Source organism: Enterococcus sp. AZ079, assembly GCF_050547255.1.
GTDB classification, from domain to species: domain Bacteria; phylum Bacillota; class Bacilli; order Lactobacillales; family Enterococcaceae; genus Enterococcus_D; species Enterococcus_D casseliflavus.
Genome location: NZ_CP172955.1, coordinates 1001202 through 1024678 on the forward strand (window position 1 = coordinate 1001202; position 23477 = coordinate 1024678).

Consider the following 23477-nt stretch of genomic DNA (forward strand, 5'->3'; position numbering starts at 1 on the left):
GGCTGCTTTTTTCAGTCTCTATTTTGTTTTAGAAACAGCGGTTTTGCGCTGTAAGAACCGCGACTTAGGTCTTAAGTAGGTAAAGCCTTCACCTTCGACTTCATGGACATTAATGACAGAAACAAACGCTTGCGGATCAAAGTCATGAACGATGCGCTTGACTTCAGAAATCTCCCGCCCGCTGACCACCATATAAATGATTTGTTTCGACACTCTTGAGTAAGCCCCTTCGCCCTGTAAAAACGTGACGCCTCGTTCTAATTCATCCATTAAAACAGGAGCCATCTCTTCGCTGTGATTGCTGATCACTAAGATCCCTTTGGCTGAATAGCCGCCATCTAGGATCGAATCGATCACGCGCGTGAAGACATAAGAAAAAATCAAGGTATACATCATGCGGTTCAAATCTATATAAGTCAAAGAAAGCAACAGGACGAACACATCAAAGATCAAAAGGGAACGACCGATTGTCACCCCAAAGTTTTTCTCTAAAATACGTGCCAATACATCGACTCCACCAGTCGTTCCCCCGACTTTGTAGACGATCCCACTACCGATCCCTGCAATCAAACCAGCCAAGAGCGCAACGATCAGCAGATCGTGCTGCAGATCGATCAACAGGGGAACACTCTGCCAAAATGCCAACCAAAAAGACAAACCAAAAGTTCCTAAAATCGTATACACTAATGAGCGTCGACCAAGAATTTTGCCACCGATCAAAATGATCGGAATATTTAAGATCAGTGTACTGATGGCAGGATTGATTCCCCATAAGGCTCGCATGATCAAGGTGATCCCCGTCACACCGCCTTCTGCTAAGTCATTTGGGATATTTAGATAGACTAGACCGAAGCCATAGATACTTGTACCAAAAATAATCAAAACAATATCGCGAATCGTTCGCCATGAAAAAAATGCCCGCATCCTGTTTCCTCCGTTATTCAACTTCCACAAGTATCAATGTAGCACGAAATCATTGAATGCACAACAAATCCTGAAGGGGGATCTATCTAGGCAGGCAGCCATTCTTTTGGTAAGATAAACGAGAAAGGGTGGAGAAAATGACAGAAAAACGTTCTTTGGCATCGATGCAAGAAGAAGTCGATGCGTATATTCAGCAATTCAAAACTGGCTATTTCAGCCCCCTCGCCCAAATGGCTCGTTTGACCGAAGAAGTCGGCGAATTGGCGCGAGAAGTGAATCACTATTACGGGGAAAAAAATAAAAAAAGCGATGAAGTTGAAAAAACAGTGGCAGAAGAGCTCGGTGATGTACTCTTTGTGACGATGATCATGGCCAATTCACTAGACATCGACCTGACTGAAGTGTTTGAGGAAAATATGGCAAAATTCAATCAGCGGGATGCGTATCGTTTTGAAAGAAAAGATGGGAAAGTAAATGAAACTGACTAAACTACCAAAAGAATTTGCAGAAGCTGCACCGCTTTTAAAAAAAATCGAAGCCGCAGGCTATGAAGCATACTTTGTCGGCGGCAGCGTGCGAGACACGATCTTAGGCCAGCCGATTCATGATGTCGATATTGCTACCAGTGCATTTCCAGCCGAAATCAAGGCGCTTTTTCCTCGAACCATTGACATTGGCATCGAGCATGGAACGGTGTTGGTTTTGTGGGAGCAGGCGCAGTATGAGATCACTACGTTTCGAACGGAAGCAGCCTATCAAGATTACCGCAGACCCGACAAAGTGGATTTTGTCCGTTCCCTGAAAGAAGATCTAAAACGGCGGGACTTTACCATCAATGCGTTGGCACTTCAAGAAGATGGTGTCATCATTGATCTTTTCGATGGTCTGGCAGATATCGATAATCAAATCTTACGAGCAGTGGGTCACCCCCAGGAACGTTTCCATGAGGACGCCCTACGAATGATGCGGGGGCTGCGTTTTGTCAGTCAATTGGGCTTTGTTTTAGAAACAGAAACATTGGCTGCTATCCATGCGAATCATGCCTTGTTGGGAAAAATCTCTGTTGAACGGATCATGATTGAATTCGTGAAATTGCTGTTAGGCAATCATCGGAACCAAGCACTACGGGCGCTAGTAGAAACCGAATGCTATATCTATTGCCCAGGCTTGCGGGAATACGGTGAGGCGTTACTGCGGATGGCAGACCTGCCAGCGATCCCATTAGAAAACGAAACGGCGGCCTGGGTTTTGCTCATTGACCAAATGGGTTTAGCGCCAGAGGCAGTCCGCAGCTTTTTAAAAGCTTGGAAATGTTCCAATGACTGCATCCGCCAAGTACACACGGCTTATCAAGCACTGCTCGCGCGTCGAAATGGCGAATGGAATGACCTAGTGTTGTATCAGTTCGGTCTAGAAGCAACCTGTTTAGCCGAAGGATTATTGCGTTATGACAATCAGCCCAACGATCCAGCAAAAATCAGTCAGCGCTATCAGCAGCTGCCGATCCATTCACTGAAGGAGTTGGCGATCAATGGACGTGATTTACTACAAACGATCGATCGTTCTTCTGGTCCGTGGCTCAAAGAAGTCTTGACCGCTGCCGAAGCTGCAGTCATCACACGAAAAATCCCTAATGAAAAAGAAGCACTATTAGCGTTTGTCCAAGCGTATTTAGCAAAGGAGGGATAACTGAAAAATGGAAAGCAAAAAAGAATTTATCGTGGGACAGCAAGACACTGCGGCTGTTTTGGGTTCTGGGGGATTAGACGTTTTAGCAACCCCACGATTGGTAGCAATGGTGGAAAACACCTGTTGGGAAGCCCTTGAGCCTACTTTAGATAAAGGGTTTACTACCGTCGGTACAAAGTTTTCGATCAATCATTTGAAGCCTTCACCAGTTGGAGCGACAATCACAGTTCTTGTGCAGTGGGAAAAAGAACAGGGGCTCCAATTTCATTATCAGGTAATAGACGCGAAACAACAGATCATTGCCAATGGGACGCATCAACGAGCAGCAGTGGAAATCTCTCGGTTCATGAAAAAAGTCAACGAAAAACAAAGTTAATTTGTGTCCCGATGGCGACTATGTGTTAGAATTAAAGTGTATTACTAATAAAAAGGAGCGTTTTGTCATGGCTAGAGAAATGAAAGCTTTAAAATTTTATTTCCGTAATGGAGAAACATGGACGATTGAGCGCCGTTACATCGGTGACTTGTGGATCAAACAAATCACGACCAGTTTTGGCCGCATCCACGGAAGCGAATTTGTTGAGATTCATCCATGTGCTGGGTTCAAAATTGAAATCTTCCAAGAAGGCGATCATGTGGCAACGCATGACATCAACTTAGGTGGGCTTGAATTAGGGATGTTTGCCCGTGCGTTGAAATATGAAGATATCGAACGGATGGAAATTCTTTACCGTAACGGTACACCGGATCTTGTGTATTTCCCATATAAGGACAAAGATACGGAAGGATTGGATAACGTATACCAATCAACAAAAATCAGTGAGAAAACGAAGAGCCTTTATATCGTGATCGACCCGAACCAGACAGTCGATGATGTTTATAAAGAACATTTCGAAGAATAAGAAAAACGCAGAACCAGTTGGTTCTGCGTTTTTTTTTAGAATGATTCTTGGAACATATCCGTATACTTTTTTAATAAAAGATAATCTTCGGCATATTCATCTTTTAAAACGATCGTATCGCCAAAGAAACTCTTACGCGCATGTTGGATGATACGATGCTGAATATCTTTTTCTAAAAGGTAATCGATCTCAGACTGTTTCAGGTTTTGTGCAGCAGTCGCCCGATTCTTTTCTAAATATTGCAGCAAATCGTACTCAAGGTGTCCCGCACCGTTGATGACTCGTTTGTATTCGATTTTGTCAATTTTCATCTGCTCACACTCCTTGCTATTAAAGTACCTTAGAAAAGAACAAAGGGGGAGGTGGGCGAATCGAAATTACATAAATCTTTAAAAAATGGACCGTTTGTTAATGTTATCTTAAGATTTGTCAGCAAAAAGGAAAGAAAAACGAATCAAGTGCCAGTATTTTTCGAACCATCAGCAAACGGTTCTTTTTCCTTTTGCTGATGGACGGGTCCTATATTAGCGATCCCATCTAGACCACCGGCATGTCCGCCGACTAATTTGCTGCGAGCAATGGCGCGAGCGCCTTCCATTCGGCTTGTGGCATGAACGATCGAAGTGAAGCCATATTTCTCACGAATCTTATCGATGATCAAATCTAATTTACGCTGGCGCAACTGCGTTTCTGCTTGCTCAAAAAGATCCAACTGGACATTTTCTGTATAGAACAATTTTGAATAGGTAATACCAATGTGGCGAACGACTTGCCCCGTATAAAATTTTCGAAAGAGAAACAGGCAATGAGCCACAAGTTTGCGGGTATTGTCAGTTGGCGGGATCTTCATTTGTCGGGAAAAACCAGAGGCAGTTTCACCAAAGGCTACGCCGATGTAAACATTGATACAAGCGGTCTGACAATGATGACGGCGAATCCGAGCGGCAACTTGCTCCGCCATTTCCTTGATGACGATCTCGATTTCTTCTTGTAAATAATAATTGCGATGTAGGACTTGGCTATTGCCGTAGCTTTTTTCCATCACTTGTGGTGTCGGTTCAGATAAAATCGTGCGATCAATGCCATGGGCGTGATGATAGAGCTGCTCGCCAATGATCCCCATGCGACTGCGTAAAAGATCAGGACTGGCGTGAGCCAATTGCTCGATCGTTTCAATCCCCATCAAGTGAAGTCGTTTTTCTGTGCGCCGACCGATCCCCCAAAACTCTGTCATAGGGGCGATCTGCCAAACTTTTGTCGGTACATCGTCATAGGTCCATTCAGCGATCAAGGAACGATTGTGTTTGGATTCGTTATCTAAAGCTAGTTTTGCTAACAATGGATTGTCGCCAATGCCGATGGTGACATACAATTTCGTTGTTTCGTAAATGTCTTTTTGAATTTGCTGGGCAATCAACCAACGTTTTTCTTCGCGAGAGATCGTTTTATCGGGAATGAAAAGATCCAATGTACGGGTCAGATCCATCATCGTTTCGTCGATCGAATAGAGCAGCAAGTCGTCTTGTCCAACATATTTGCGAAAGACATTATTGACTTTGGTGTTTTCTTTGATATAAAAACTCATACGCGGCGATGCTTTGTACAAATCGGGATGTGTCGGCAGGTTGTCATTGCGAGTCACATTTGAAATCCCCAATACCGATTTTGCCTTTGGGGAAGCTGCTAAGACTAAGCCGTTACCAGTATTGTCAGAATGTGACATGACGACCAGCATCGCTTGGATAGGATCTAATCCACGAGAGATGCATTCGACAGAAGCATAAAAACTTTTGACATCAATAAATAAGATATCGCGTTTTGGCTCGAGCGCATAATTAAAACCACCCATTTTTATCACTCCTTACCGAAATTATACGAACGTTTGTTCTTTTTTGTCAAGCAAACAGGAGCGGATGAGGGGGATTTGTTTTTTTATAGAGAAGTTATTTTTGTTTTATAATGATGGGAAACGTTGGTTTATAAGGAATACATTCATTTCAGATTATCAGAATTCGATTGGACATAAATACGGGGTTTTGTCTTTTTACCCGAAAAACGGATAAAAAAACAGCCGCTCCATTGGACCGACTGTCGTAGCTTAAATCAATTTTCGGCAGGTAGGGTTGCAAACAAACTTAAGAGATTGCCGTCTATGTCTTTGACAATGGCATAGCGTTGCCCCCAAAAGGCAGACCAAGGTTCTTTGAAAGACTGATACCCAGCAGCAACGACTTTTGCATGAAGGGCATCAACTTCTTCAGGAGAATCACATAAAAAGGCTAATTCAATCGTATCACCCACAGTCATTGGTGCATGTCCGTAGATCCCAGCAACCATCTGGCGGCTATTCAAGGAGATACGAACCCCGTCGTTTGCTAATTCCATATAATCTTCTGAGTGCTGACCTAATGGCGTGAAGCCAAGTACTTGATAAAAAGCCAGTGCCTGTTCCATGTTTTTTGTGATAATACCGACCATATCTAGTTTCATTGTTTACTTCCTTTCATGTGGGCGTTCTTTACATAACAGTCAATGCAGCTGCTAGCAATGAAGATCACCTCGTTTCTGTCAGACGGTAATGGTGCAACCGTTCAGCCAACGTACCAGTATGCAATTCAAATAAATGGTTGTCATCGTCATAAAAATAAATAGAAGCACCTTCGCCTTTGATGCGGGAACGATCTTTTTCGATCTTCAATCCTAGTCCTTGGATGCGCGTAATCAAGGAATCGATTTGAGCTTGATCGATTTTAAAGGCAATATGGTTATACGTTTTCGGCAGCTTCTGGGAGGCATCCTCCATGACAGCAAGCCATAAGCCATCGATCAAAAAGAATTTTTCTGGGAAGTAAGAATGGGCCTGGTCTTGACTATCATAAACTTCCTCTGCATCAAACAATGTTTCCAGCATCGTTGTTGTCTTTGCTAAATTCTGTACGATCAACGTGATATGGGAAATCTCCATCGCATCAACACTCCTTTGTTATGACGAAATAGGGGAAAGAGAAACAATCAGTATCAAAAGAAGCATTATGTTAGTGATTGTGAAATACCAATAGGAAGAGCAGAACATAAAACAGTGCATCTGTTGCGCAAGGAATAAGTTTCTTCGTGTATTTTGTCCAAAAGAAGACATTTATTAAGAAGAGGACAATCACCGTCGGTAGGCTAAAGGTCCAAGCAGGGTGTTTGATGAAAATGAAAAGCATATTTCCAATAAGTGCAAAAAGAAAAGCGCCATAAAACAGACGATAGTTACTAGGTAGATACGCAAAATTGCCAAGCATGGGTTCACCTCCTATAGGCAGTATAGCATGAAAGGGTCGATCGGAGATCAAAGTATACAGAAAAGGTGGCAACGGGAGAGAGCGGCTTCATATTATGGTTATTGCCAAAATCATCTCGCGCATAATCGCGGGAGAGATACTGCAAAAAATTTCGGAAAATAAAGCTGCCGCTTAATCGCCCCTGAAATCTTTGTTGCTGCTCATGCGTTCTCCTGATGCTTATTCAAAAAAGCAGCAATACATTCACTAAGTGAATTTGGCTACTGCCTGCTCTTTTTTATGATGGACAAAGAGAGACAATAAAACGATGAAAAGAATAGTTACTCGAGGTGTTCCAGGAGAAGCTTTTCTGAGCAATTTAGGCAAAGGATCGGCGCGTTTATCAGTGCTAATTCTTTTCTGGGTTTTAGTTGGTAAGCAGAAGCTTTCGGCGGAAACGGCCATTTTGTCCAAACGACTTCCCCTGTGTCGATCACTTTTTTGCAATGGTTGCAACGAAACTCATTTCCTTCTTTGTTAAACATTTAATTTCTCCTTTTTTCTATACATTATACATTAAAATTTATTTTTGTGACTTTACAAAGAATTGGCTTAAAAGTCCAAAGAAGAGAAGTCAAGAAGCAGCTAAAACAAAGAGTAATCAAGGAGACGATGCAATTACTATCTAAGTTTGAAAGAACAAGGGCTAATAGAAGGGGAGTTCCATTCAAAACCATCACCTCAAAGCTAGTTTTTACAAAAAAAGAAGTTCGCAAACGCCTTGGTTATCAGCGTTTGCGAACTTCTTAAATAGCATTATTTTGTTTCGCGGTGTAAAGTAACTTTTCTTTCGCGTGGGCAATATTTTTTCTTTTCCAAACGATCAGGATTGTTACGTTTGTTTTTGTTTGATAAGTAGTTGCGTTCTTTACAAGAAGTGCACTCTAATGTGATGTTTACGCGCATGATTTTCCCCCCTAACGATACAAGAATCCTCTAAGAAATCTCTCAGACTAAAATATAATAGCATGTTTCGTGAGGGAATGCTAGCTTTTTCCTGAAATTTGTTAAGTAGTTTTACTTGACGAATTTCTTGAAACGCATTAGTCCAATTTGCTCTGGATATCTTCGATCATTTTGGTGTAGGCGATCGGACCGTTGTAGAGCCAGCTTGATTCAGGGCCGAATTCCCATAAATGATTGTTTTTGACTGCATCAAGATTTTGCCAGACTTGTTCACTGAAAAAATCAGCGCCTTTATCACTATTCACTAAAATCAGGTAATCGGCATCCAATTCTGCTAATTTTTCCAGAGAAACGGCAGACCAATCAGCAGTGGCACTTTCACTGATTTCCGAAACCAGTGCGGGAACTTCAAACCCGAGTTCGTGATACAGCAGCTGACCGCTTGATTTTGTTTCTGAAACCATGAAGACAGAGTTATTGACCACCCATAAAGCAGCGATCGACTTGCCTTGGATTTGATCAGCGTACGTTTCCTTGGTAGCAGCGACTAAGTCATCATAATCAGCTTCTACTTGGGCAGCTTGCTCTTCTTTGTGTAACACCTTTGCAATATCTGTCAGACGTTCCCGCCAGGTCACGTCTTCGCCATTTGTGACCACATAGGTCGGCGCGATTTTACTGTATTGATCATATTTGTCACCTTCCACCATGGAATTGCTATCCATCAGTAGCAGGTCTGGCTCAAAGCTCAAGACATCTTCAAAGGGCAGATCGTAGTTGATCCTTGGAACCTCCGCCAGTTTGTCTTGCAAGTATGCTTGATCACTGTCATTGCCGACGGTCCATTGAGCAACCGGTGTTACCTCTAAAGCGACCAAATAATCTTCCAAATAACTACCAATCACCCGCTGTGGGTTTTCGGGAACAGTGACTTCATTTCCCATCGCATCGGTAAAGGTTGTTGCTATTTCTGAAGAAGTAGTGGCTGATCCACTGCTATCCGTTGAGTCATTATTCGTGCTGCAAGCACCCAGTAGGGTAAGAGAGCAGGCAGCTAGCAGGGTAAGCCAAGTACTTCTTTTTGACCATTGTTTCATAAAAACACTTCCTCCTTTGTTACATGTTGAGCACTTATTGTTTTAATTGAGAATAGTTCTCATTTGCTGATAGCTATTATCACGAAGAAACGCTTCTTTGTCAATCTTATTTTTTTATTTCCTTTTTTTAGAACTATTGACGAATAGTAGGATTACATTCATAATTGATAAGCATTATCAATCATTTATTTTGGGGACGAATATGGCGAAATTACGAACAGTTGACTTGAGTGTCGGCTATCAAAAACAAAAAATTGTGCAAAATCTAACAATTGAGATGCCAGAAGGGAAAATCATCGGCTTGATTGGTCCGAACGGCAGTGGGAAATCGACGTTTTTAAAGGCACTTGCCCGAATTTTACAGCCATTGTCTGGTGAGGTCCTCTTAGATGCACAAAACCTGCAAAACATCAAAACCAAAGAAGTGGCGAAAAAGATTGCGCTGCTCTCACAAGTTAGCGATTCATCGATTGGCTTGACGATTCGCGAAATTGTTTCTTATGGTCGTTTTCCCTATCAAAAAGGACTAAATAGTTTATCGGAACAAGATCTTGCGGCGATCGAATGGTCTTTGCAGGCAACGGGTTTGACGGCACTAGCAGATGAAACGATCAGCACGCTGTCAGGGGGACAAAAACAGCGCGTTTGGATCGCCATGGCACTTGCGCAAGATACGGATATCGTGATTTTAGATGAACCAACGACCTTTTTAGATCCAGCGCATCAATTAGAAATTTTGCTCTTATTACAGCAAATCAATAAAACCTACGGAAAAACGATCATTATGTCGATTCATGACCTGAATCATGCCTCTCGTTTTTCTGATTATATTTATGCATTAAAAGGTGGAGAACTGTTGGTCTCTGGTACACCAGAAACAGTGCTGACCAAAGAGTGGCTACAGCGTTTGTTTGAGATCGACGCCATGTTAGGAACCTTTCCTAATAGCACAAAGCCATTGGTCTTGACCTATGAGTTAGGAGCCCAAGCATGAAAAAGTTTTCTTGGTTGCTGCTGCTTTTTAGCGGCTGCTTTATTATCTGTTTCTTTTTGGCGATCACCCAAGGCGCTGCAGACCTTTCCTTTGAAACGATCTGGAATGCTATCTTTGCTTTTGATTATGAGAATCAGCTGCATCAAGTCTTGCGCAATATTCGATTGCCCCGTGTGTTGGCTGCTTTTCTAGTAGGAAGTTGTTTTGCTGTTACGGGAGCTATCATGCAGGGAATTACGAAAAACGCTCTGGCAGATGGCGGTCTTTTAGGTGTCAACAGTGGGGCTGCGATGGGATTAGCGATCGCATTTATCCTATTTCCTAGTATTCAACCGAGTCAAGCGGCGCTATTTTCGTTTTTTGGTGCCTTTGCGGCAACTGCGCTGCTTTTTTTATTGACTCGCTATGCCAAATTGGGTATGTCACCTACAGGTTTGATTTTGGCTGGTGTGGCACTAAGTTCTTTTTTCTCAGCCATCAGTCAGACCCTGTCACTGCAATTTGATTTAAATCAAGAGTTAGCCTTTTGGTTTATCGGTGGTGCCGCAAATGTGACTTGGCAGCAACTGCGTTTTGTGGGCCCCATCTATCTGATTGCCATCGTTTTTGTGCTACGTCTAGGAAAAGCGTTGAATCTGTTAGCGCTAGGAGATGACACCGTCATTTCATTAGGCAAGCACCCGCATCTGATTCGGGCATCTGCCTTACTGTTAGTCGTAGTTTTGGCGGGAATGGCAGTTTCGCTTGTTGGACCGGTCAGTTTTGTCGGCTTAATGGTTCCTCATGTCGTGCGGGGAATGGTGGGCAAAAACTATCAACTGATTTTGCCTTTGACGATCCTTGGAGGGGGAACACTGGTGATGGCCGCTGATCTGGCTGGCCGCCTGATCAATCCGCCCTTTGAGACACCCTTTGGGATACTGATGGCATTGATTGGTGTGCCTTTTCTATTGATCAAGATACGGAGGGAAGGCTGATGAAAAAAACACTCTCTGTTTTTTTCCTACTGCTGATGGTCGCTTTTTTAGGAAGTGTCATGGTGGGAAAAACAATTTTATCCTTTCAGACATTAGGGGCAATCTTTCAAGGAACGGCATCTTCGAGTCAAGTACTGACTTTTACTGAGTTTCGACTACCACGGGCTTGTCTAGCGCTGATCGCTGGTGGTGCCTTTGGTTTTTCTGGGTTTGTCTTGCAAGGAGTAACGAGAAATGAGTTGGCTGATGCAAGTATCGTAGGAATCAACAATGGGGCAGGGCTCTTTGTGTTGATCTACTTAGGTTTTTATACCCAAGGATCGCAGCTTTTGCCTGTCGTTGGGATCATCGGTGGTTTATTAGCTGCTGTACTGGTCTATTTGATTGCCTATAAGCACCGCCAATTGTTATCGATGGAGCGAGTACTGCTGGCGGGAATCGCCGTCAATGCAGGGCTGGCGGCGGCTACCTTACTCTTTACGGTGGAATTATCAAAAGACCGCTATCGCTTTGTAACAGCGTGGCTTTCTGGTTCGATTTGGGGAACTTCTTGGCAGCAAATCACCAGTCTGCTTCCTTGGGTCATCGTATTGTCTGCCGCAGCTTTCTGGACCGTACCAAGGTTTAACTTACTTGGCTTTGGCGAGGAGCAGGCAATTAGCTTAGGGGTTTCTTTGACCCGTTTGCGGACGTGGTTTTTAGTGATCGCGGTTGGTTTGGCTGCCAGTACGGTTGGCTATACTGGTAATTTAGCCTTTGTGGGCTTATTGGCGCCTCATATCGCTAAGGGACTCATCGGCAGAGAATCTCGCAGTGCCTTTTTCTTAGCGGGAATGATCGGCAGTCTGCTAGTCTTAGTCAGTGATACGATCGGTCGTTTGCTATTGACAAGCGGCGAGATCCCAGCTGGTATCATCATTTCTATCGTGGGGGCACCGTACTTTGTCTTTTTGCTGATCCGACGTAAAGAAGAATGAGCAACTAGTCATGATCTTGCCAAGAAATCTGCGATTCTAGTTTGCTATTTGGACACAGTTTTTGGTACTATTTCTGAGAGGAGTGATCCAATGGAAAAACCAGTCATTAGAGAGCACATGATCCAAACATTAAAACAAATGCCAATCAAACAAAAGCAGCAGAAAGAAACGCTGATTTTGCAGTTGCTGTTTTCTTCTCAGATTTGGCAAACAGCTGAGTCAGTAGGTGTGATCCGTTCGTTGCCATTTGAATTTGATACAGCGGCTATTTTTGCTAAAGGATTTGAACAAAACAAACGAATCGCAGTGCCGAAAGCACAACAGAAAAAATTGCAGTTTTATCATGTGGAGCCGACAACACGTTATGAAGCGTCGGCATTTGGAGTTGAAGAGCCGATCTGTGAGCAAGAAGCCCATCACTTGGATTTGCTGATTGTTCCCGGTTTGGCGTTTTCTAAAAACGGCTATCGCATCGGCTTTGGCGGTGGCTATTATGATCGTTTCTTGTCAGCTTTCGATGGCAAGACCGTTTCTTTGGTCTTCGGAGAGCAATTCAACGATCAATGGACACCAGATGTATTCGACATCCCAATCGATAAAATCTATACGGATTCTCTTATTCGCACGTAAAGGAGCACGTCAATGAATTCTCAAATGAAAAGATGGCTGAATCAGCCGGTCTTCACGTATCTGTTTTTAGCTATCCAAACAATTGTGTTTATCTTAGGTTATTTTAGTCCCTCTATTCAATCAGGCGGGGTGATGTTTGGTCCGTTTGTCGTTTATTTAAATGAATATTGGCGTTTCGTTACCCCGATCTTTCTACATTTCGGTTTGGCTCATTTTGCGATCAATTCTGTGATTCTGTATTATATGGGGCAGCAAGTAGAAGCCATCTATGGTCATAGCCGTTTTTTTGCCTTGTATTTGCTAAGCGGCATCATGGGCAATACCATGAGTTTTGCCTTCAACCAAATAGGGATTCAATCAGCAGGCGCTAGTACTTCTTTATTCGGACTTTTCGGGGCATTTTTGATTTTAGGTTGGCATTTTAGAAATGATTACCGCATCCAAGCAATGGTACGGCAATTTGCCCTATTCGTTGGATTGAACCTGGTTTTTGGTGTGTTTGATCAAACGATCGATATGTGGGGACACATTGGGGGGATCCTCGGTGGGTTATTACTAGGGAATCTTTTGGCATTGCCAAAGAACTACGGAAAATATTCGATCCACACCAGAATCCTCTCTGGCGTACTCTTTGTTTTCTTATTGGCTATTTTTGTGATATATGGTTTTAAAAAATATTAATTACTTGTATAATAAGCAGGAAGTGGTTAAATGGAAACGTTATATGACGTACAACAATTACTGAAACAATTTGGTGTTTACGTATATGTCGGCAAGCGGATCTACGATATAGAACTGATGCAAATCGAGCTGAAAAACTTTTATGACAGTCGCTTGATAGATCGGGATGTATATCTGACTGCCCGGCGAATTCTTACGCGGGAGCATCGAATTGAAGAAAGCCGGGAGGAAAACAAGTGATGGACAAAAAAATCATCGGAATTGATTTAGGCGGAACAACGGTGAAATTCGCTATTTTAACGAGCGAAGGCGAGATTCAGCAAAAATGGAGTATTGACACCAATATTCTTGATGAAGGCTCACATATTGTGCCAGAAATCGTGGCATCGATCAATCATCGCCTAGAATTATATGGCTTACAGCCAGAAGCATTTATCGGTATTGGTATGGGGACACCAGGAAGTGTCGATCGTGACAAAGGAACCGTCATCGGTGCCTACAATCTGAACTGGAAAACACTTCAGCCAGTCAAAGAACTGATTGAAAAAGGCACAAAAATCCCCTTTGCCATCGATAACGATGCCAATGTAGCAGCTTTAGGTGAGCGCTGGAAAGGGGCAGGGGATAACAATCCTGATGTCATCTTTATCACACTAGGTACAGGTGTTGGCGGCGGTATCATCATGGAAGGGCAATTGCTTCATGGGGTTGCTGGTTGTGCTGGAGAAATCGGTCATATCACTGTTGATCCTGAAGGGTTTGAATGTACTTGCGGCAAACGTGGTTGTTTAGAAACGGTTTCTAGTGCGACGGGTGTTGTGCGAGTTGCTCGACAGTTGGCAGAAGAATATGCTGGCGATTCGGCATTGAAACAGCAGCTGGACAATGGGGAAGATGTTTCAAGTAAAGATATTTTTGAAGCGGCTCAAGCAAACGATCCATTTGGCTTGATGGTCGTTGATAAAGTGTGCTTCTACCTTGGGTTGGCATGCGGAAACTTAGGAAACACATTAAATCCATCGAGTATCGTTTTAGGTGGAGGCGTATCAGCAGCCGGTGAATTTTTACGTGAACGGGTTGCTGCCTACTTTGCTCAGTTTACCTTCCCACAGGTAACGGAAAGTACCGAAATCAAATTGGCAGAACTTGGGAATGATGCCGGTGTGATCGGGGCAGCATCATTAGCTTTGCAATTTGCAGCAAAAGCTTAGATGCCAAGCTGCTAGGCAATGATACATTCAAGCAGCATAAATCAAAAAAAGAATGATTGTTACAATAGAGAGGAATAGAAGAAATGACACCAATTATGTGGCTAAACTTGGTTTTGGGATTAATCATCTTAGCAATCGCTTTGAACTGGGCGTATTTTCAAATCATGGGACGCCGTTCAGCAACGATCATCTCAGAAGATGAATTCAAAGCAGGAATGAAGAAAGCCCAAGTGATCGATGTTCGGGAAAAAAATGAGTTTGACAGTGGACATATTTTAGGGGCGCGTAATATTCCTTTTACTGTTTTAACCAATTCCTTCAGCGCATTTCGTAAAGATCAACCGATCTACTTATATGACACGCGTAAATCGTTGAGTATTCGCGCAGCGAATAAATTACGTAAAGAAGGCTTTACCAATGTCTATATCCTAAAAGAAGGATATGAAGGCTGGAGCGGCAAGACGAAAAAGAAAAATAGTTTATAAAACAGAGAACTCAAGGCAAAAGAACACAAGCAAATTTGAATGAGTGACGAAACACCAAACGGAGTGTTTCAAGTAAGTCATTGTTCAATTTACATTGTGGGCTTTTGCCTTTATTTGAACTTAGGTCTATCAATAAGGAGAGTGTGCGTTGATCAAGCGAAAAAGAATTTATGAAGCGGCGGAAACGACAGATGGCTATCGGGTATTGGTGGATCGCATCTGGCCTAGAGGGATGAAAAAGGAAACAGCTCAGATCGATCTATGGCTCAAAGCAGTCGCACCAAGTACTGAATTGCGCAAATGGTTTGGGCATGATCCTGAACGTTTTGATGCGTTTAAAGACCGCTATCTACAAGAATTAGAGAAAGCGCCCGCAAAAGTTGCCCTGGCACAGTTAAACGCGTTGGTTGCTGAACAAGAGACCGTTACCTTACTATACGGAGCGAAAAATGAAGAACAAAATCAAGCCGTGATTTTGCAGGACTTACTGGAGAAGGAAGAATGATTACCTAAAAGAGCCGCCAGCCTATTGAAGGCTGACGGCTCTTTTGTAGCAAATGATTAACGGGCAACGCTTTTACGCATCGCACGTTTCCGTTTTTCATCATGATCCGCTTGTTGTTCATCAATTGGATCAATCACTTGTTTCTTGACCGTCATAACAACACTTGCAGCTGCAGCAACCGTTGCGACTGTTCCTACTAAAAATCCTGAAAGAAATCGTTTCATCATTAAACACCTCGCCTTTAGTTATAGGTTCATTATGAATGAAAACGGAAAAAATATCAAAAAAAATCACTTTTGGGATTGAAAACGCTTGAAATAATTTAGTAAATATTTTACAATAAGTTTACTAAAAAGAAAGTGGGAGTGAGAGAAATGGAGCAATTGCAACAGATATTTATTGATAAATTTGGAACAGAAGGCACAGGCATGTATTTTGCACCAGGGAGAATCAACTTGATCGGTGAACACACGGATTACAATGGCGGTTATGTTTTCCCGGCGGCGATCACATTAGGGACGTATGCAGTAGCGCGAAAACGTGAAGACCAGTTGATCCAACTCTATTCAGAGAACTTTCCAGAAAAAGGCGTGATCTCCTTTTCGTTAGATGAGCTGGATTACCGAAAAGAAGATGATTGGACAAACTATCCGAAAGGAGTCGTTCGTTTCCTAAAAGAAGCGGGGCAAGTGATCGATCGAGGCTTTGACATCGCTTTTTATGGCAACATTCCGAATGGCGCAGGTCTTTCTTCTTCGGCATCGATTGAATTGCTGACGGGGGTTTGTCTAAAAGATCTCTTTGATTTAACCCTGACGACCTTGGACTTAGTTAAAATTGGCAAAAAAGTCGAAAATGAGTTTATTGGCGTTAACTCAGGGATCATGGATCAATTTGCGATCGGAATGGGTCAAAAAGACCATGCACTGCTTTTAGATACGAACACGTTAAATTATGAAGTCGTACCAGCGGCATTTGGCGATTATGTCGTAGCGATCATGAATACCAATAAGCGACGCGAATTGGCTGATTCTAAATACAATGAACGACGTGCAGAATGTGAAGAAGCATTGGCTCGTTTGCAAAAATCATTAGCCATTGATTCATTGGGCGCATTAGACGAAGCAACCTTTTTTGCAAATACAGCATTGATCGATGATCCACGCTTGATCAAACGGGCGAAACATGCGGTGACGGAAAACCAACGGACATTGAAAGCAAAAGCTGCTTTGACTGCTGGTGATCTTGAAAAATTCGGCCAGTTATTAAATGCCTCCCATGCTTCATTGCGAGATGATTATGAAGTGACAGGGCATGAACTAGATACACTAGTCGCAGCCGCTCAAGCGCACCCTGCTGTTCTAGGTGCGCGGATGACTGGTGCGGGCTTTGGCGGTTGCGGGATCGCATTGGTCAAAGCAAGTGAATGGGCTGATTTCGAAGCGTCAGTCAAAGCAGCCTATTTAGCAGAAATCGGCTACGCAACCGACATTTATCAAGCAAGTATTGATGATGGTGCACGAAAACTGTAGAATAAGAAACGATGAAGGAATGAAGAAAGAAGGCTGAAAATATGGCGATTTTAGTATTAGGAGGAGCCGGCTATATCGGTTCTCATGCAGTCGATCAATTGATCGAACAAGGAAAACAAGTCGTTGTCGTTGACAATTTGCTGACAGGACATCGCCAAGCGATCCATCCAGCAGCAACCTTTTATGAAGGAGATATTCGCGACAAAGCATTTTTACAATCGGTATTTGAAAAAGAAACGATCGATGGCGTGATTCACTTTGCTGCCAGTTCTTTGGTGGGAGAATCTGTGGAAAAACCATTGAAGTATTTCAACAATAATGTGTATGGGATGCAGATCCTCTTAGAAGTGATGAAGGAACATCAAGTGAAACATATCGTCTTTTCCTCTACAGCAGCAACTTATGGGGAACCTGACCATAGTCCAATCACGGAAGAAATCCCAACAAATCCTAAAAATCCATATGGCGAAAGCAAGTTGATCATGGAAAAAATGATGCGTTGGTGCGATGAAGCCTATGGAATGAAGTATGTCGCATTGCGTTATTTCAATGTGGCTGGCGCGAAGTCGGATGCTTCGATTGGTGAAGACCATGATCCAGAAACACACTTAGTACCGATCATCTTGCAAGCTGCTTTAGGACAACGCAAAGAGGTAGCGATTTTTGGGGAGGATTACGATACTCCAGATGGTACTTGTGTTCGCGATTATGTCCATGTCGAAGATCTGATCGCTGCTCACCTGTTGGCATTAGAATATTTACAAAAAGGCAATGAGAGCAATGTTTTCAATTTAGGCAGCAATCATGGGTACTCTGTGAAAGAAATGGTGGAAGCTGCTCGCAATGTAACGAAAAAAGAGATCCCAGCCAGAGTGGCGCCTCGCCGTGCCGGTGATCCAAGTACCTTAGTGGCATCGAGTGAAAAAGCACGAAAGGTTTTAGGCTGGAAACCAGTCTATACCGACGTCGAAGCAATCATCGAGACTGCTTGGAATTGGCATGTCAGCCATCCAAATGGGTATCAAGGGCAGGAGGAATAACCAATGACGATCAGCCAAACAATCAGCGATTTCGTCACTTTAGCAATCAAGGCTGGCGGCTGGATGGAAATGGATCGTATTTATTTGCAAAACCGAGTACTAGCCATGATCGGGGAAGCTGTTTTTGAGCCCAGCGAAATTCGTTCTGTCGATCGTTCCTCCATTGATTTGATGGACGAGCTGGTGGCATGCGCTTTGAGCAATCAGCAAATTGGCGATTCTCACGCAGAAAGAGAAATCTTTGAAGCCCAGTTGATGGACTTTTTGACGCCACCGCCTTCAGTAGTCAATGCTTTTTTTGCGCAGCATTATGCCAATGATCCTAAAGAAGCGACGGATTATTTCTTTGAGCTGTGCCGTCAAAATGATTACATCAAGACTCGGGCCATCGCAAAGAATATCGTGTTCCCAGTTGATACCGAATATGGGGAGATCGAGATCACGATCAATTTATCAAAACCTGAAAAAGATCCCAAGCAAATAGCGAAAGAAGGAGCTGCTGCTTCTGTAGATTATCCGAAATGTATGTTGTGTTTGGAAAATGAAGGCTACCAAGGACGAGTCAATTATCCAGCGCGGACCAACCATCGGATCATCCGTATGAATTTGGATAATGAAGCATGGGGCTTTCAATATTCGCCCTATGCCTACTACAATGAGCATTCGATTTTTCTCTCTTTAGACCATCGTCCTATGAAAATCAATTTGCAAACCTTCGCTCGCTTGTTGCAGATCATTGAAGTGATGCCGCATTATTTTGTCGGGTCCAATGCCGATCTGCCGATCGTTGGGGGTTCGATCTTGTCTCATGACCATTATCAAGGGGGACGGCACACGTTTGCCATGGCAAAAGCGCCGATCGAGCAACACTTTTCTTTAACTGGTTTTCCTGATGTCGCTGCGGGGATCGTGAAGTGGCCAATGTCGGTGATACGACTACAAGCGAAAAACAAACAAAAATTAGCCGCCGCTTGCCAATATGTGTTAGCCCAATGGCAACAGTACTCAGATCCAAGTGTTTCGATCAATGCCTTTTCAGAAGATGGAACGCCTCATCATACGGTGACACCGATCGCACGCAAGCAAGGAGAGCTGTTTGAAATGGACTTAGTCTTGCGGGATAATAATGTTTCCAAAGAACATCCTGACGGCATTTTTCATCCGCATCAAGAAGTGCAGCATATCAAAAAAGAAAATATCGGATTGATTGAAGTCATGGGCTTGGCAGTTCTCCCGCCGCGTTTAGCTCCGGAACTAGAAGAAGTGACTGCTTATCTATTGGATCAGCCCAATCAAATCGCGGCATACCATATTCCTTGGGCAGATGCGATCAAAGCCCAGCACCCAGAATGCAATGCCGATAACGTGTCGCAGATTTTGCGTAATGCATTAGGGGAAGTCTTTACGCAAGTATTGACGCATGCAGGCGTCTTCAAGCGAGACCAGACAGGGCAAGCGGCCTTTGCTCGCTTTATAACTACTTTATAAAAAAGTTCCCCGCAAAAAAAGGAGGCTGGAAGATGGCAACGATCAAAGATATTGCACAACAGGCTGGCGTCTCGCCAGCCACTGTATCACGGGTGCTGAATTACGATTCAGAATTATCGGTCAGTTCTGAAACCAAAGAGAAAATTTTTAAAGCCGCAGAAGCACTCAATTACACAAAACATAAAAAAAAGAGTCAGCCAGAAACCAGTAGTATGCGCTTGATCCAATGGTTTGATACCGAGGAAGAATTAGCAGATCTTTACTATTTAGCGATCCGTATCGGGATTGAAAACAAAACCGAAGAATTAGGGATTCGTTTGCTGAAAGAACCCTACGAAGGATTGACTGATACCGCAGTCGATGGAACGATTGCACTAGGGAAATTTGATGATCACCAGATTCGACAATTGAAAAAAAGCCAAGCCAATTTGTTGATGGTCGATTTTGACGCATTGGCTCAGGGCGTCAATTCTCTGGTGGTGGACTTTCAACAAGCGGTGGATTTAGTGATCGATGACTTTATTGCAAAAGGCCACCAAAGGATCGGCTTGTTATCAGGCGTTGAGTTTACCAAGGATCATCACCAAGAAATCGAAGACCCTCGGCGCCGAATTTTTGAGGAACGGCTCCGTCGGTTGAAGCTGCACCACCCGCAATATCACCTCAGCGCACCGTTTACAGTAGAGGGCGGTTATGAGGCGATGAAAGAGTATTTGCAGCAAAACAAAGAGTTGCCAAGTGCTTTATTTGCTTCCAGTGATGCCTTAGCGATTGGCGCTATGCGTGCTTTGCAAGAAAAAAACATCAAGATTCCTGAGGAGATCGCAATTATCGGCTTCAACGATGTCAGTGTTGCAAAGTACGTCTTTCCGACGCTGTCAACCATCAAAGTTCATACGGAATGGTTGGGGGAGCTGGCAGTGACGACCTTGCTGGATATCATTACGAATGCAGCACCCGTTCCTCGCAAAGTTACGATCGCAACGGAACTGATCACGCGCCAATCCTCCTAGCAACCAGTTGAATCACCGAAGGATGTCGTTACACACGTCAACTGAGTTTTAATGGAATAACAAAAAATGACTATCGTCTTACCCGAACCTTTAAACAGCCTCGTCGGTTTGCAGCTGCAGCCGTGCTTGCTTTTTTCAAAGGTTCGGGTATTGTTGTCCTATTGCTTTTTTTCTAAACGCAGGCATCTTTTTGGAGACTTGGTTGGGCATTTGATTAGAATATGGTAGAATATGAGAGAGTTTTTTGAATGGGGAGAAGATAGATGAAAACATTAGCGATTGATACCTCAAACCAGACACTGGCGGTTGCGGTGGTCGATGGTCAAGAAGTGTTGGGACAAAGCCAGACGATGGCGATCAAAAACCACAGCACAGCATTGATGCCTGCCATTGATGGATTGATGCAAGCGGTGGGGATGGCACCTAAAGAGCTGGAGCAAATCGTTGTTGCGAAAGGTCCTGGTTCGTATACAGGTTTGCGAATCGGCGTCACAACAGCAAAAACGCTGGCGCAAACATTGAACATCCCGCTGATTGGTGTTTCTAGTTTGAAAGCAGTCGCTGCCAATTGTGTGGGCGTATCGCAAGTGATCGTGCCGTTGTTTGACGCTCGCCGTCAAAATGTCTACGCAGGTGCCTACCAATGGCATAATGGGACCTTAGAAACAAGGATCAAAGACCAGCATATCTCACTGTCTGAATTATTGACCCAGTTAAAAGCAGTCGATGGTCAAGAAGTGCTATTTGTCGGCGCCGATACCATCAAATTTAAAGACATGATCGAGGCGGAACTGCCGACAGCCCATATCAATCAAGTATCGTTATGGAATTACCCGAATGGCGTTGTTTTAGCTGCTATTGCGAAAGAAGAAGCGCCGGTCGCTTCGATCCATGATTTTGTACCAGACTATTTAAAATTAGTTGAAGCCGAAGAAAAATGGTTAGCCTCGCATGAACCGGGAGTGGATGCCTATGTTGAAAAAATTTAAAACGATGACGGGAAAGCTGGCCCTTTTCCGTCAGATTCAATACCCAGAGCGTAAAAAAGAGATACGAGGGGAAATGTACGTTGTTCGTGAATTAGTCGGAGATGACATTAAAGAGCTGCTGCAGGTGGAGCGTCTCGTGTATGCGGGGGAACTGCCTTGGACCAAGAGCGCCTTTTTGTCAGAACTTTATTCACGGGTCAAACATCTTTATTTGGGCATCTTGCATAATGAGCGGATGATTGGGTTTATCGGGGTGCGGATTTTAGGCGCTGATGCCCATATCACCAATATCGCGATCATTCCTGATTATCAAGGAAAAGGGATCGGTTCTTTCTTGCTAGGAGAAATCGAACGTTATGCACGGAAAAACAAATGCGACCGTTTGACATTAGAAGTTCGCCTGGGCAATCGTGATGCGCAACGTTTGTATCGGACCCTCGGGTTTGTTTCACAGGCGATCAAAACGGCGTACTACACCGAAGGCAATGAAGACGCATTGGATATGGTGAAATTTTTAAATGTCTAACGAACAAGCAGATCAAACGATCCCGACACCGCAAATGCTCTGGTCATTGGCAGATCAGAGCTATCCCTTTGGCTCGCCTTGGAATGTGCAGCAATTTCAACAAGATTTGCAAAACAGCAACAGTCGCTATTTGTTCCGTTATGGAAAAACCAATCAAGAGCTAATGGGGTTTCTCTGTTTTCAGCAAGTGCTGGATGAAGCAGAGTTGTTTAATGTAGCGGTTTTACCAGCGTATCAAGGTCGTGGTTTGGCGAAAGAATTGTTGAAGCAAATGGAATCGCTCGTGGAACAAACCGATGGTCGGCGCATCTATCTTGAAGTGCGTGTGTCGAATTTGCAAGCACAAGCTCTTTATTTACGTATGGGCTATACAGTCATCGGTCGTAGAAAAAAATATTACAGTCATCCAGAAGAGGATGCGTTGATTATGGAAAAGAAAGTAGGCGGACAAAAATCAAATGAATGAATTGATTTTAGCCATTGAAAGCAGTTGTGATGAAACCAGTGTGGCAGTGATTAAAAACGGCGACACCATTTTAAGTAACATTGTTGCTTCGCAGATCAAGAGCCACCAGCGCTTCGGCGGTGTCGTACCAGAAGTCGCTAGTCGTCACCATGTCGAACAGATTACTTTATGTATCGAAGAAGCATTGACACAGGCCGACACCCAACCTGAAGAGTTGTCAGCTGTTGCTGTTACCTATGGTCCAGGGTTGGTTGGGGCACTGTTGATTGGGCTTTCTGCAGCAAAAGCCTTTGCGTGGGCCCACAGCTTACCGCTGATTCCGGTCAATCACATGGCAGGACATATTTATGCAGCTCGCCTAGTGAAGCCATTGGTTTTTCCTTTAATGGCGTTATTGGTCAGTGGTGGCCACACCGAATTGGTGTATATGGCAGAAGATGGCTCTTTTGAGATCATCGGTGAAACGAGAGATGATGCCGCTGGTGAAGCCTATGACAAAGTCGGTCGTGTTCTAGGTTTGCCTTATCCTAGTGGGAAAGAAATTGATCGCCTTGCGCATCTAGGCAGTGATACGTATCACTTTCCTCGAGCAATGATACAAGAAGATAATTTTGATTTTAGTTTCAGCGGCTTAAAGAGTTCCTTTATCAATTTTGTGCATAATGCACAGCAAAGAGAGGAAGCTTTGTCAGTAGAAAATCTAGCAGCTAGTTTCCAAGCCAGCGTTGTCGAAGTATTGGTTCACAAAACGTTGCGGGCATGCCAAGCTTATCCTGTAAACCAGCTGATCGTTGCTGGGGGAGTCGCGGCGAATCAAGGCTTGCGTGACGCTTTACAAAAAGCGATGCAGGAATTGCCGGAAGTGGAATTGTTGATTCCACCGTTGCGTCTTTGCGGAGATAATGCGGCCATGATTGGAGCTTATGCCCATGTTGCGTTGAAAAAGCAGCGCTTAGCAGATCTTTCATTGAATGCTGATCCAAGTGTCAGCTTTGCCCATACGATTTCTTAAGATGATTGCACCTAAGATCCGTTCTTAGGTGTTTTTTTTTGGTTTCTTTATGAGCAAATAGAAGATTTTGTTGTATTTTATTTCATAATTTGATATTATCGTGTATA

Annotated in this window: 31 protein-coding genes; 21 read left to right on the forward strand and 10 right to left on the reverse strand. The window is 43.6% G+C overall.

Annotated elements, in window-relative coordinates; translation table 11 throughout:
• Positions 1-18 precede the first annotated feature (18 nt).
• The gene (locus tag IGJ15_RS04945; protein WP_060792285.1) at positions 19-924 is read right to left on the reverse strand and encodes a YitT family protein; all 906 of its coding nucleotides are present in this window, start codon (positions 922-924) and stop codon (positions 19-21) included.
• Positions 925-1061: 137 nt separating this feature from the next.
• On the opposite strand from IGJ15_RS04945, the gene IGJ15_RS04950 reads away from it, so the two are divergent.
• The 4 genes from IGJ15_RS04950 (at position 1062) to IGJ15_RS04965 (ending at position 3515) form a co-directional block, all read left to right on the forward strand.
• Positions 1062-1412 carry a nucleotide pyrophosphohydrolase gene (locus IGJ15_RS04950; RefSeq protein ID WP_005231912.1) on the forward strand — a complete coding sequence of 117 codons (351 nt, stop codon included), beginning with the start codon at positions 1062-1064 and terminating at the stop codon, positions 1410-1412.
• On the forward strand, positions 1399-2613 hold the full coding sequence (locus IGJ15_RS04955; protein ID WP_005229364.1) for a CCA tRNA nucleotidyltransferase: 1215 nt from the start codon (positions 1399-1401) through the stop codon (positions 2611-2613). The genes IGJ15_RS04950 and IGJ15_RS04955 overlap by 14 nt, the downstream gene beginning before the upstream one ends.
• A gap of 7 nt (positions 2614-2620) precedes the next feature.
• The gene (locus tag IGJ15_RS04960; RefSeq protein WP_005229366.1) at positions 2621-2989 is read left to right on the forward strand and encodes a thioesterase family protein; all 369 of its coding nucleotides are present in this window, start codon (positions 2621-2623) and stop codon (positions 2987-2989) included.
• Positions 2990-3056: 67 nt separating this feature from the next.
• On the forward strand, positions 3057-3515 hold the full coding sequence (locus IGJ15_RS04965; protein ID WP_005229368.1) for a hypothetical protein: 459 nt from the start codon (positions 3057-3059) through the stop codon (positions 3513-3515).
• Between the two features lie 35 nt (positions 3516-3550).
• Here IGJ15_RS04965 and IGJ15_RS04970 read toward each other — a convergent pair whose 3' ends face one another.
• From IGJ15_RS04970 to IGJ15_RS05005, 8 genes are all read right to left on the reverse strand, one after another.
• On the reverse strand, positions 3551-3826 hold the full coding sequence (locus IGJ15_RS04970; RefSeq protein WP_005229370.1) for a hypothetical protein: 276 nt from the start codon (positions 3824-3826) through the stop codon (positions 3551-3553).
• Between the two features lie 143 nt (positions 3827-3969).
• The gene (locus IGJ15_RS04975; RefSeq protein WP_060792284.1) at positions 3970-5364 is read right to left on the reverse strand and encodes a Y-family DNA polymerase; all 1395 of its coding nucleotides are present in this window, start codon (positions 5362-5364) and stop codon (positions 3970-3972) included.
• A 254-nt stretch (positions 5365-5618) separates the two neighbouring features.
• Positions 5619-6005: a VOC family protein gene (locus IGJ15_RS04980; protein ID WP_086338038.1), complete on the reverse strand. Its 387-nt coding sequence runs from the start codon at positions 6003-6005 to the stop codon at positions 5619-5621.
• A 64-nt stretch (positions 6006-6069) separates the two neighbouring features.
• Entirely contained in the window at positions 6070-6480 is a 411-nt protein-coding gene (gene fosX, locus IGJ15_RS04985; RefSeq protein WP_060792282.1) for a FosX/FosE/FosI family fosfomycin resistance hydrolase, read from the reverse strand.
• Positions 6481-6550: 70 nt separating this feature from the next.
• A complete protein-coding gene (locus IGJ15_RS04990) occupies positions 6551-6802 on the reverse strand; it encodes a hypothetical protein (protein WP_005229381.1) in 252 nt (83 codons plus the stop codon).
• A 320-nt stretch (positions 6803-7122) separates the two neighbouring features.
• Positions 7123-7326: a hypothetical protein gene (locus tag IGJ15_RS04995; RefSeq protein ID WP_060792281.1), complete on the reverse strand. Its 204-nt coding sequence runs from the start codon at positions 7324-7326 to the stop codon at positions 7123-7125.
• Between the two features lie 271 nt (positions 7327-7597).
• Complete coding sequence (rpmG, locus tag IGJ15_RS05000) at positions 7598-7747, reverse strand: 50S ribosomal protein L33 (RefSeq protein WP_005229384.1); 150 nt, start codon at positions 7745-7747, stop codon at positions 7598-7600.
• A 137-nt stretch (positions 7748-7884) separates the two neighbouring features.
• Positions 7885-8844 (reverse strand): ABC transporter substrate-binding protein, encoded by a 960-nt coding sequence (locus tag IGJ15_RS05005; RefSeq protein ID WP_060792280.1) that lies wholly within the window; start codon positions 8842-8844, stop codon positions 7885-7887.
• 202 nt (positions 8845-9046) lie between these two features.
• Here IGJ15_RS05005 and IGJ15_RS05010 point away from each other — a divergent pair, with 202 nt between their 5' ends.
• From IGJ15_RS05010 to IGJ15_RS05050, 9 genes are all read left to right on the forward strand, one after another.
• Positions 9047-9838 (forward strand): ABC transporter ATP-binding protein, encoded by a 792-nt coding sequence (locus IGJ15_RS05010; protein ID WP_060792279.1) that lies wholly within the window; start codon positions 9047-9049, stop codon positions 9836-9838.
• Positions 9835-10815 (forward strand): FecCD family ABC transporter permease, encoded by a 981-nt coding sequence (locus IGJ15_RS05015; RefSeq protein ID WP_060792278.1) that lies wholly within the window; start codon positions 9835-9837, stop codon positions 10813-10815. The genes IGJ15_RS05010 and IGJ15_RS05015 overlap by 4 nt, the downstream gene beginning before the upstream one ends.
• A complete protein-coding gene (locus IGJ15_RS05020) occupies positions 10815-11792 on the forward strand; it encodes a FecCD family ABC transporter permease (RefSeq protein ID WP_060792277.1) in 978 nt (325 codons plus the stop codon). The genes IGJ15_RS05015 and IGJ15_RS05020 overlap by 1 nt, the downstream gene beginning before the upstream one ends.
• A gap of 90 nt (positions 11793-11882) precedes the next feature.
• Positions 11883-12422: a 5-formyltetrahydrofolate cyclo-ligase gene (locus tag IGJ15_RS05025; RefSeq protein WP_231435243.1), complete on the forward strand. Its 540-nt coding sequence runs from the start codon at positions 11883-11885 to the stop codon at positions 12420-12422.
• Positions 12423-12434: 12 nt separating this feature from the next.
• The gene (locus tag IGJ15_RS05030; RefSeq protein ID WP_096742436.1) at positions 12435-13103 is read left to right on the forward strand and encodes a rhomboid family intramembrane serine protease; all 669 of its coding nucleotides are present in this window, start codon (positions 12435-12437) and stop codon (positions 13101-13103) included.
• 30 nt (positions 13104-13133) lie between these two features.
• Positions 13134-13343, forward strand: a complete 210-nt coding sequence (locus IGJ15_RS05035; protein WP_005229394.1) for a YqgQ family protein — start codon at positions 13134-13136, stop codon at positions 13341-13343.
• Positions 13343-14314 (forward strand): ROK family glucokinase, encoded by a 972-nt coding sequence (locus IGJ15_RS05040; protein ID WP_005229395.1) that lies wholly within the window; start codon positions 13343-13345, stop codon positions 14312-14314. The genes IGJ15_RS05035 and IGJ15_RS05040 overlap by 1 nt, the downstream gene beginning before the upstream one ends.
• An 83-nt stretch (positions 14315-14397) precedes the next feature.
• The gene (locus IGJ15_RS05045) at positions 14398-14799 is read left to right on the forward strand and encodes a rhodanese-like domain-containing protein (RefSeq protein WP_005229396.1); all 402 of its coding nucleotides are present in this window, start codon (positions 14398-14400) and stop codon (positions 14797-14799) included.
• 148 nt (positions 14800-14947) lie between these two features.
• Entirely contained in the window at positions 14948-15304 is a 357-nt protein-coding gene (locus tag IGJ15_RS05050; protein WP_016610725.1) for a DUF488 domain-containing protein, read from the forward strand.
• 56 nt (positions 15305-15360) lie between these two features.
• Here IGJ15_RS05050 and IGJ15_RS05055 read toward each other — a convergent pair whose 3' ends face one another.
• On the reverse strand, positions 15361-15528 hold the full coding sequence (locus tag IGJ15_RS05055; protein ID WP_017144401.1) for a DUF3042 family protein: 168 nt from the start codon (positions 15526-15528) through the stop codon (positions 15361-15363).
• A 150-nt stretch (positions 15529-15678) separates the two neighbouring features.
• Between IGJ15_RS05055 and IGJ15_RS05060 the strand changes: the two genes are divergently transcribed.
• The 8 genes from IGJ15_RS05060 (at position 15679) to tsaD (ending at position 23370) form a co-directional block, all read left to right on the forward strand.
• Positions 15679-16836, forward strand: coding sequence for a galactokinase (locus IGJ15_RS05060; protein ID WP_231435242.1), 1158 nt, complete (start codon positions 15679-15681; stop codon positions 16834-16836).
• Positions 16837-16877: 41 nt separating this feature from the next.
• Complete coding sequence (gene galE / locus IGJ15_RS05065) at positions 16878-17876, forward strand: UDP-glucose 4-epimerase GalE (protein WP_231435241.1); 999 nt, start codon at positions 16878-16880, stop codon at positions 17874-17876.
• Between the two features lie 3 nt (positions 17877-17879).
• The gene (gene galT / locus IGJ15_RS05070; RefSeq protein ID WP_231435240.1) at positions 17880-19364 is read left to right on the forward strand and encodes a UDP-glucose--hexose-1-phosphate uridylyltransferase; all 1485 of its coding nucleotides are present in this window, start codon (positions 17880-17882) and stop codon (positions 19362-19364) included.
• Between the two features lie 32 nt (positions 19365-19396).
• Positions 19397-20377, forward strand: coding sequence for a LacI family DNA-binding transcriptional regulator (locus IGJ15_RS05075; RefSeq protein ID WP_005229404.1), 981 nt, complete (start codon positions 19397-19399; stop codon positions 20375-20377).
• A 263-nt stretch (positions 20378-20640) separates the two neighbouring features.
• Positions 20641-21366 (forward strand): tRNA (adenosine(37)-N6)-threonylcarbamoyltransferase complex dimerization subunit type 1 TsaB, encoded by a 726-nt coding sequence (tsaB, locus tag IGJ15_RS05080; RefSeq protein ID WP_010749312.1) that lies wholly within the window; start codon positions 20641-20643, stop codon positions 21364-21366.
• Positions 21350-21892: a ribosomal protein S18-alanine N-acetyltransferase gene (gene rimI / locus IGJ15_RS05085; protein WP_430599322.1), complete on the forward strand. Its 543-nt coding sequence runs from the start codon at positions 21350-21352 to the stop codon at positions 21890-21892. Before tsaB ends, rimI (IGJ15_RS05085) begins: the two co-directional genes overlap by 17 nt.
• Positions 21885-22358 carry a ribosomal protein S18-alanine N-acetyltransferase gene (rimI, locus tag IGJ15_RS05090; RefSeq protein WP_430599323.1) on the forward strand — a complete coding sequence of 158 codons (474 nt, stop codon included), beginning with the start codon at positions 21885-21887 and terminating at the stop codon, positions 22356-22358. Before rimI (IGJ15_RS05085) ends, rimI (IGJ15_RS05090) begins: the two co-directional genes overlap by 8 nt.
• On the forward strand, positions 22351-23370 hold the full coding sequence (tsaD, locus tag IGJ15_RS05095) for a tRNA (adenosine(37)-N6)-threonylcarbamoyltransferase complex transferase subunit TsaD (protein ID WP_015510054.1): 1020 nt from the start codon (positions 22351-22353) through the stop codon (positions 23368-23370). The genes rimI (IGJ15_RS05090) and tsaD overlap by 8 nt, the downstream gene beginning before the upstream one ends.
• Positions 23371-23477 lie beyond the last annotated feature (107 nt).

Coding starts and splice junctions, on each gene's coding strand:
- IGJ15_RS04945 (WP_060792285.1), bottom strand. CDS start 924: ATGCGGGCATTTTTTTCATGGCGAACGATTCGCGATATTGTTTTGATT.
- IGJ15_RS04950 (WP_005231912.1), top strand. CDS start 1,062: ATGACAGAAAAACGTTCTTTGGCATCGATGCAAGAAGAAGTCGATGCG.
- IGJ15_RS04955 (WP_005229364.1), top strand. CDS start 1,399: ATGAAACTGACTAAACTACCAAAAGAATTTGCAGAAGCTGCACCGCTT.
- IGJ15_RS04960 (WP_005229366.1), top strand. CDS start 2,621: ATGGAAAGCAAAAAAGAATTTATCGTGGGACAGCAAGACACTGCGGCT.
- IGJ15_RS04965 (WP_005229368.1), top strand. CDS start 3,057: ATGGCTAGAGAAATGAAAGCTTTAAAATTTTATTTCCGTAATGGAGAA.
- IGJ15_RS04970 (WP_005229370.1), bottom strand. CDS start 3,826: ATGAAAATTGACAAAATCGAATACAAACGAGTCATCAACGGTGCGGGA.
- IGJ15_RS04975 (WP_060792284.1), bottom strand. CDS start 5,364: ATGGGTGGTTTTAATTATGCGCTCGAGCCAAAACGCGATATCTTATTT.
- IGJ15_RS04980 (WP_086338038.1), bottom strand. CDS start 6,005: ATGAAACTAGATATGGTCGGTATTATCACAAAAAACATGGAACAGGCA.
- fosX (WP_060792282.1), bottom strand. CDS start 6,480: ATGGAGATTTCCCATATCACGTTGATCGTACAGAATTTAGCAAAGACA.
- IGJ15_RS04990 (WP_005229381.1), bottom strand. CDS start 6,802: ATGCTTGGCAATTTTGCGTATCTACCTAGTAACTATCGTCTGTTTTAT.
- IGJ15_RS04995 (WP_060792281.1), bottom strand. CDS start 7,326: ATGTTTAACAAAGAAGGAAATGAGTTTCGTTGCAACCATTGCAAAAAA.
- rpmG (WP_005229384.1), bottom strand. CDS start 7,747: ATGCGCGTAAACATCACATTAGAGTGCACTTCTTGTAAAGAACGCAAC.
- IGJ15_RS05005 (WP_060792280.1), bottom strand. CDS start 8,844: ATGAAACAATGGTCAAAAAGAAGTACTTGGCTTACCCTGCTAGCTGCC.
- IGJ15_RS05010 (WP_060792279.1), top strand. CDS start 9,047: ATGGCGAAATTACGAACAGTTGACTTGAGTGTCGGCTATCAAAAACAA.
- IGJ15_RS05015 (WP_060792278.1), top strand. CDS start 9,835: ATGAAAAAGTTTTCTTGGTTGCTGCTGCTTTTTAGCGGCTGCTTTATT.
- IGJ15_RS05020 (WP_060792277.1), top strand. CDS start 10,815: ATGAAAAAAACACTCTCTGTTTTTTTCCTACTGCTGATGGTCGCTTTT.
- IGJ15_RS05025 (WP_231435243.1), top strand. CDS start 11,883: ATGGAAAAACCAGTCATTAGAGAGCACATGATCCAAACATTAAAACAA.
- IGJ15_RS05030 (WP_096742436.1), top strand. CDS start 12,435: ATGAATTCTCAAATGAAAAGATGGCTGAATCAGCCGGTCTTCACGTAT.
- IGJ15_RS05035 (WP_005229394.1), top strand. CDS start 13,134: ATGGAAACGTTATATGACGTACAACAATTACTGAAACAATTTGGTGTT.
- IGJ15_RS05040 (WP_005229395.1), top strand. CDS start 13,343: ATGGACAAAAAAATCATCGGAATTGATTTAGGCGGAACAACGGTGAAA.
- IGJ15_RS05045 (WP_005229396.1), top strand. CDS start 14,398: ATGACACCAATTATGTGGCTAAACTTGGTTTTGGGATTAATCATCTTA.
- IGJ15_RS05055 (WP_017144401.1), bottom strand. CDS start 15,528: ATGAAACGATTTCTTTCAGGATTTTTAGTAGGAACAGTCGCAACGGTT.
- IGJ15_RS05060 (WP_231435242.1), top strand. CDS start 15,679: ATGGAGCAATTGCAACAGATATTTATTGATAAATTTGGAACAGAAGGC.
- galE (WP_231435241.1), top strand. CDS start 16,878: ATGGCGATTTTAGTATTAGGAGGAGCCGGCTATATCGGTTCTCATGCA.
- galT (WP_231435240.1), top strand. CDS start 17,880: ATGACGATCAGCCAAACAATCAGCGATTTCGTCACTTTAGCAATCAAG.
- IGJ15_RS05075 (WP_005229404.1), top strand. CDS start 19,397: ATGGCAACGATCAAAGATATTGCACAACAGGCTGGCGTCTCGCCAGCC.
- tsaB (WP_010749312.1), top strand. CDS start 20,641: ATGAAAACATTAGCGATTGATACCTCAAACCAGACACTGGCGGTTGCG.
- rimI (WP_430599322.1), top strand. CDS start 21,350: ATGTTGAAAAAATTTAAAACGATGACGGGAAAGCTGGCCCTTTTCCGT.
- rimI (WP_430599323.1), top strand. CDS start 21,885: ATGTCTAACGAACAAGCAGATCAAACGATCCCGACACCGCAAATGCTC.
- tsaD (WP_015510054.1), top strand. CDS start 22,351: ATGAATGAATTGATTTTAGCCATTGAAAGCAGTTGTGATGAAACCAGT.